The sequence below is a fragment of the Kitasatospora griseola genome, assembly GCF_014648555.1.
Taxonomy (GTDB): Bacteria; Actinomycetota; Actinomycetes; order Streptomycetales; family Streptomycetaceae; genus Kitasatospora; species Kitasatospora griseola.
Genome location: NZ_BMRI01000043.1, coordinates 38053 through 44582, shown reverse-complemented (window position 1 = coordinate 44582; position 6530 = coordinate 38053). Strand labels below are relative to the sequence as shown.

Here is a 6530-nt window from a genome sequence, read left to right as displayed (position 1 = left end):
GAACCGGGCCGTCGCCACCGGGCTGATAGCGACGCCGAGACGAAGTACCACTTCGCCCCGGACGGCGAGGTGCTGTCCGTCGCGGTCGGCAAGAGCGGGCAGGTACTGGCCAACGGCGAGCGGCTGACCCCCTCGCTGGCCGAGCGCCTGCGCCGGGAGCTGCCGCTGCTGGCGCACATGGTCACCTTCTACGAGCGGTTCGTGAAGTCGATCGCGAGGCCGTTACGGTCTGTGGTCGTCTCGTGGGGGTGTCGTCGACCTACGGCATCTGCCAAGGTGGCGGGCATGGATTGGCAGTCTGAGAGCCCGGGTCTCTGGGCGTTCCTGGAGTCACTGCACCGCGGCGAGATCCTTTCTGGCACCGTCGCGGCGATCGAGCGGTTCGGGGTCTTCGTGGCCTTGGACAACGGACCGGACCATCCCATGTTCCCCGGCGTCGGGTTTATCACGATCCCCGAACTGTCCTGGCGCCACATCGAAGCTCCGACCGACGTCGTGGAGCTCGGACAGCGCGTGTCATGCGAGTTCCTCCAATTCGACACTCACAATGCGGAGGCCAGGCTGTCGTTGCGTGCACTGTTGCGCGACCCCTTCCAGGCGTTCGCCGACGGCGCGGTGGTGGGGCAGAGGCTTCGCGGGACGGTCGTCAAGGTGCTCCCCTTCGGCGCTTTCGTTGACGTCGGAAACGGAGTCGTGGGCCTGGTGCCCTTCACAGAGGTCCGCGGCAGGCCCGCAGCCGGCCTGCCGGAGGTCTTTCAGGTGGGCGACGAGATGTCAGTCGTTGTTACGGACGTTGAGCGGCCACAGCGAAGGGTGTTCCTTTCCAGGCCGGAGGACGCCCGGCATGCCGGTGTCGTGCCGCTCAGGGGAACGCCCCACGGGGCGTCGGCTGGCCGCGATCAGCAGGAGATCTGCCGACCTGGAGCTGCTCGCTGACGCCCACGACGACACCACCGACCTGGAGCATGTGATCGCCGAGCGCTGGAACGAACTGGTCGTGCTGGCCGGCCGCTGGGAGGACCAGCCCGGCCACGACGACGAGGGCTGGCAGGCGGTCGAGACTTCCCGCGCGCCCTACCTGGGTCCCGGCATGGACTCCGGCCCGACCGTCCTCATCCAGCTGCGCCTCGGCGCGACCTGGACCGAGATCGCGGCCGGCTTCGAGGCGACGACCGAGCAGGTCCGGGCGGCCTTGCTGCGGCACTTTGCCGACACGATGCGCGCGGTACGAGCGCACCGGCAGCGACACCCAGGGCTTCCCGCCCGCCAAGTACGCCGTCGTCCTGGCCCTGCTCGACCTCGGTGACGACGAGACACCCGCCCTGCTGCTGCCGACGAGGCCCGGCAGTGAGCGGCGCCCGGGCCCTGATGCCCGACCAGGTCCTGGATCAAGCCGCCGAGTTGCTGCTGTCCGCCGCCGACGACGCCGTCCACGAGGGCCGCGACACCTGGCTGCCGGGACGCACCCGCAGCACCAGCAGCCCCGTCGTCCTGGACGACCCCGACCGACCCACCGTGCTGATCGAGACCTGGGCCGACCGACTGGAGTCCGTGAACTCGTACATCTCGCTGATGGGTCCGGCCGCCGGTCGCGCCTTCGCCGCCTGGCTGGCCGACGCCGCCCACCGGCACCGCTCCAACGCCGAGGCCGCGCACAGCACCTGGCCTCGGGACGCCCAGGCCCGCATGAACTGGGTGGAGCAGAACACCGACCAGCACGCCCTGGCCGCCGCCCGCACCCTGCTCTACTCACCGCCACCACCCGCCCGGCCGCGCCGAGACGATGGCCGAGCAACTGGAACACCTGCTCGCGGTGATGGCGCTGCCCGCCGTCTCGCTCGGCGTCATCCCGTTCACCGCGACCCGCACCATGTGGCCGGCGGGGACGTTCAACATCTTCGACGACGTCGAGGCCGGGGTGGAGCTGCTGTCCGCCCAGGTCACCGTCACCACGCCCACCGAGATCGGCCTCTACGCCCAGGCCTTCGACCGGCTGGGAAGCTTCGCCGTCCACGGCGCGCCGGCCAGGGCCCTGATCACCCGGGCCGCCGCCTCCCTGGAGTGAATCCCTGCAAACGCGTGCAAACGCCTTGAGGGTGCGGACCCCGCTCCCTACCGTCGAACTGCTGCCCGCTCCGACACCGGTGTCGCGGCGGCCATCATCAACGAGAGAGCGGAGACACCTGTGGCTGTCGAGCCCCCGACCCGGCCGCCCTCCGCAGCCTCCGCCCGGGCGCCGCAGCCCGACGCCGCGCGACGCCACCACGGACCACCGTCCGACGCGCACCGCGGTGCCCGGGGAACTGGAAGACGTGGTCGAGGCCGCCGGCGAACTCGCCGTCAGCGACGCGGTCGGCACTGCCGTGAAGACCGGCCGTCAGCCACAGGCACCGGCCATCGCCGAGCACGGAACCGCAGTGCGGGGCGTGCGGATCGGTGCCGGGAACGGGACCGGCGGCACCGGCATCCTGCCGTCCCTGATCGGGGCGCATCCCGCAGCCGAGTCCGAGCGAGGCCCGGTAGCGGCCCGTCGCGTCGCAACGGCCACCACGACGGCCACGGCTCGCCACGCACCGGCGCACCCCCCCCGCCCCGATGCGCCCGCAGTGCCCCTCTACTCCTCCCGGGTCCTGGGAGGGCACCATCGCAGCGACGACAAGGAGCTCGGTATGGACACGCACGGAGGCCAGGACGGCGGGGGATCGAGCGGCGGGGAAGGGGACGGGCACCCGGGCACTCCGTGGACACCTCCCGAGCCGCCGTCCCCCGACGGCTCGACTCCGCCCGGGGACGGGGGACACCGCAAGTGACGCTCGCACCCGAGCAGGAGGGCCGCCCCGCACCGGGGCGGTCCTTCCCCGTCGCCGACCAGTGGGCGCCGGCCTTCGACGCCGTCCCGCGGTCCCTGTTCCTGCCCGACCTGGTCTGGGCCCACGACATGGCCACCGGCACCAGCCGCCCCGTCGACCGGACCAGCGACGAGGCCGGCTGGCTGGAGGCCGCGGCCGCGGACATCCCGATCGTCACCCAGTGGGACGACGGCGCGCACCACGGCACCGCACCCGGCACGGTCCCCACCAGCTCCGCCTCGCAACCGTCCCTGGTCGCCTCGATGCTCGACCGGCTCCAGGCCGAGCCGGGGATGCGGGTGATCGAGCAAGGCACCGGCACCGGCTGGAACGCCGCCCTGCTCGCCCACCGCCTCGGCGACGCCAACGTCACCACCATCGAGATCGACCCGCAGGTCGCCGCCTACGCCCGCACCCGCCTGCACGCCGCCGGCTACCGCCCCCGCACTGTCTGCGGCGACGGCGTGCTCGGCCACCCGGACGGCGCCCCCTACGACCGCACCATCGCCACCTACGGCCTGCGCGACATCCCCCGCGCGTGGATCGAGCAGACCCGCCCCGGCGGCATGATCCTCGCCCCGTTCGGCACCCACTACTCCAACGCCGACGCCCTCGTCCGCCTCACCGTGAACACCGACGGCACCGCCACCGGCCCCTTCCTGCAACAGGTGGAGTTCATGAAGATGCGCTCCCAACGCCTCACCTGGCCCGCACCCCCACCCGCCGGCGGCACCGTCATCGAGACCACCACCGCCCACGCGCTGCCCCCGCACGGCAAGTTCGACCCGTTCCCCTTCGCCGCCGGCCTCAGGCTGAGGGACGTGACCCGCGCCGTCCAGGTCCACGACGACGGCGCCCGCACCCTGTGGCTGTACTCCCTCACCGTCCCGGCCTGGGCCGCCGGAACCTTTCGCGACGGCCATGACGTCCACCACGTCCGCCAGTACGGCGGCCGCCGCCTGTGGGACGACTTCGAACGGACCCTCACCTGGTGGCAGCGGGCGGGCGAGCCCGGTGTCGAGCGCCTCGGACTCACCGTCACCCCGACCGGCTGGCACGCCTGGCTCGACGACCCCGACCAGCCGATCTGACCGGCCCGCCTGCCCGCCCGGTCCGGTGCCAGGGCTGGTGTTGAAGGCCGGCCATTGGGTGTCTGGTTGCGGGCGGGCTGTCCGGGGTGCGCACCTACCAGGTCGACCAGACTCTCGAACCATCACCTGGACGAGCGGCTAGCCCTCCCCGACGGCTTCTCCCTGACCGCCTGCTGGGGCCGTCACCCGGCCGATTCCCGGGCCCGAGTGCACCTCGGCCGCGCCCCGGTTCGGCTCACTCCGGAGGGCGCCCGCCGCCTCGGGGCACCGCGTGTGGGCGAGAGCTGGATCGAGGCCCGGATCCCCATCGAGTCGATCGACCACGCCCACGAAACGCTCCTGCCCCGGGCGCCGAAATCGAGGTGCTGGCCCCTCACCGCCCTCCGCGACGGCCTCACCGAGACAGCGCGCACCTCAGCGGCCTGCTACGGCTGCCACCGGACGATTCGGCGGGGATCGCGGGCGCCGCCGGACTCCGCCGAGCGGGCGGCGGCAGGGCAACCCGGCAGCGAAACACCGGTGCAGCCGCTCGGGCCGGACGCCACAGGCCACAGTTCGCAGGTCGCAGTTCGGCAACGAGCGGCGGGATTGACGACGGGCAGGGTGTCGTGGATCTGGCAAGCCTGGGACTCTTGACTTGACGACCTGTCATGTCAGGCCGAGTCATGGGGGAAGCGGGATGTGGGGACCTGGCACGGTACTGGGCGGGCGCTACACGCTGGGCGAACGGCTGGGCAGTGGCGGCATGGGCGAGGTCTGGCGGGCCGAGGACGGGGTGCTGGGCCGAGCCGTCGCGATCAAGATGATGCATCCGGGGCTGGGCGACGAGCAGGACTTCATCGAGCGGTTCCGGCGCGAGGCCCGAATCCTGGCGACGGTGCGGCATCCGGGCATAGTCCAGGTGATCGACTACTGCGAGCCGGCCGAGACCACCGACGTCCGGGCGACGTACATCGTGATGGAGCTGATCGAGGGCCGCCCGCTGCACCGGGTGCTGGCGCAGGACGGACCGATGGTTCCGGCCCGGGCACTGGGGCTGGTCGCGCAGGTGCTGGACGCGTTGCACGCCGCGCACGCGCGGGACATCGTGCACCGGGACCTGAAGCCGTCGAACCTGATGGTGCGGGACGACGGCGGCGTGGTCGTCACGGACTTCGGGATCGCCCGGGCGTTGGCGGGCACCAGGCTGACGACCACCCACTCGGTGCTGGGCACGGCCCTGTACGCGGCGCCGGAGCAGGCCGGCGGCCAGGCCGTCACGCCCCGCTCCGACCTGTACTCGATCGGTGTGGTCTGTTTCGAACTGCTCACGGGACAGCCGCCCTTCACGGGTGAGACAGTGCTGGAGGTGGTGGTCAAGCATCTCCAGCAGCCGCCGCCGGGACTGGCCGAGGCATTCCCGGCGCCCGTGCGGGAGTTCGTCGCGCGGGCGCTCGCCAAGGACCCGGCGGACCGCTTCCCGGACGCGGCGGCGATGGCCGCGGCGGCACGCGCGGCCGCCGAACTCCCCGCCTCGGCAAGGGCGGTGGCGGCGGACACCCTGCTGGCCACTGTGCCGGACAGTCCGACGCCGAGCACCGTCCCGGCCACCCCTCAGGCGGACACCGGTATGCGGACCGAGGAGACTCCGCGTCCGGAAAGCCGGCGGCGCCGACTGCTGGTGCCGATCGTCGTACCGGTGGTGATCTCACTGGGCGCAGGCGGCGTGTTCCTGGTCCAGACCGCGCCGTGGAAGTCCGACACCGCGCAGGCGGGTTCCGGCCCGACCTCCGGAACCGGCGGTGGATCACCCCTCCCGGCGATGTCGACGTCGAGCAGCCCGCTCGGGTCCGCCCCGCCTTCCGCTTCCCTCTCCGCCTCTCCGCCAGCCTCAGACCCGCCCTCCCCCGGCCCGGAGCAGCAGACCTCGCCCGACCAGCCGGGCACCACCGGCACGCACCCGCCCCAGGGCGGCGGCACCGGTGGCGGAGGAGGCACCGGCAGCAGTGGCGGCCGTAACAGCGGTGGCGGTAACGGTGGCGGCAACCAGCAGCCCGGCGGCACCACCACCCCGCCGAACACGCCAACCGCCGGCACCGGCGGCACCGGCGGAACGAACTCCGGACCACCGGCAGGGTGCGGGGGCACCGGCTGGGGGTACCTGACCTCGGTGGGCAGCGGGCAGCGGCTCGGCCTGGCGACGAACACACTGGCGGGCGGCACGGCGGCGGTGATGGACCGCAACACCTCGTTCGGCTGGTACCGCTCCGGCCCGGACCCGGGCGGCTGGTACGCGCTGTACCCCTGCAACCTGAGCAAGCCGATCCTGGTCCAGAACGACACCGGGACGGCGGTCACCCTGCGCTCGGGATTCAACGTCCTGACCAACTGGTCGGTGGTCCCGGCACCTACGCAGGGCGCGTACTACCTCAAGGACTACATGGCCAGCCTCTGCCTGACCGACAACGGCTCCGGCAACGCGGCCACCATGGAGAACTGCACCCCGGGCAACATCGCCCAGCAATGGCGCATCCCCCCGGTAGGCTGACCGCTCCCGTCATCGTGCCGCCAACGGGCCTTTGCTTTCAGGCCGCCGATCGCAGCACGTACC

General features: G+C 72.5%; 4 protein-coding genes and 1 pseudogene. All 5 read left to right on the top strand.

The features are described 5' to 3' along the window. Positions 1-69 precede the first annotated feature (69 nt). The 5 genes and pseudogenes from IEZ12_RS33170 to IEZ12_RS40265 all read left to right on the top strand — a co-directional run bounded on the left by IEZ12_RS33170 (position 70) and on the right by IEZ12_RS40265 (position 6467). Positions 70-936: a S1 RNA-binding domain-containing protein gene (locus tag IEZ12_RS33170; protein ID WP_229848495.1), complete on the top strand. Its 867-nt coding sequence runs from the start codon at positions 70-72 to the stop codon at positions 934-936. After that, the gene (locus tag IEZ12_RS33165) at positions 845-1306 is read left to right on the top strand and encodes a hypothetical protein (protein WP_229848497.1); all 462 of its coding nucleotides are present in this window, start codon (positions 845-847) and stop codon (positions 1304-1306) included. Before IEZ12_RS33170 ends, IEZ12_RS33165 begins: the two co-directional genes overlap by 92 nt. 462 nt (positions 1307-1768) lie before the next feature. Then, a pseudogene (locus IEZ12_RS33160) lies at positions 1769-2065 on the top strand (Scr1 family TA system antitoxin-like transcriptional regulator); the annotation flags it as partial. A gap of 741 nt (positions 2066-2806) precedes the next feature. Next, positions 2807-3940 (top strand): methyltransferase domain-containing protein, encoded by a 1134-nt coding sequence (locus IEZ12_RS33155; protein ID WP_229848479.1) that lies wholly within the window; start codon positions 2807-2809, stop codon positions 3938-3940. A gap of 679 nt (positions 3941-4619) precedes the next feature. Further along, the gene (locus tag IEZ12_RS40265; protein ID WP_189277494.1) at positions 4620-6467 is read left to right on the top strand and encodes a serine/threonine-protein kinase; all 1848 of its coding nucleotides are present in this window, start codon (positions 4620-4622) and stop codon (positions 6465-6467) included. Positions 6468-6530: the final 63 nt, after the last annotated feature.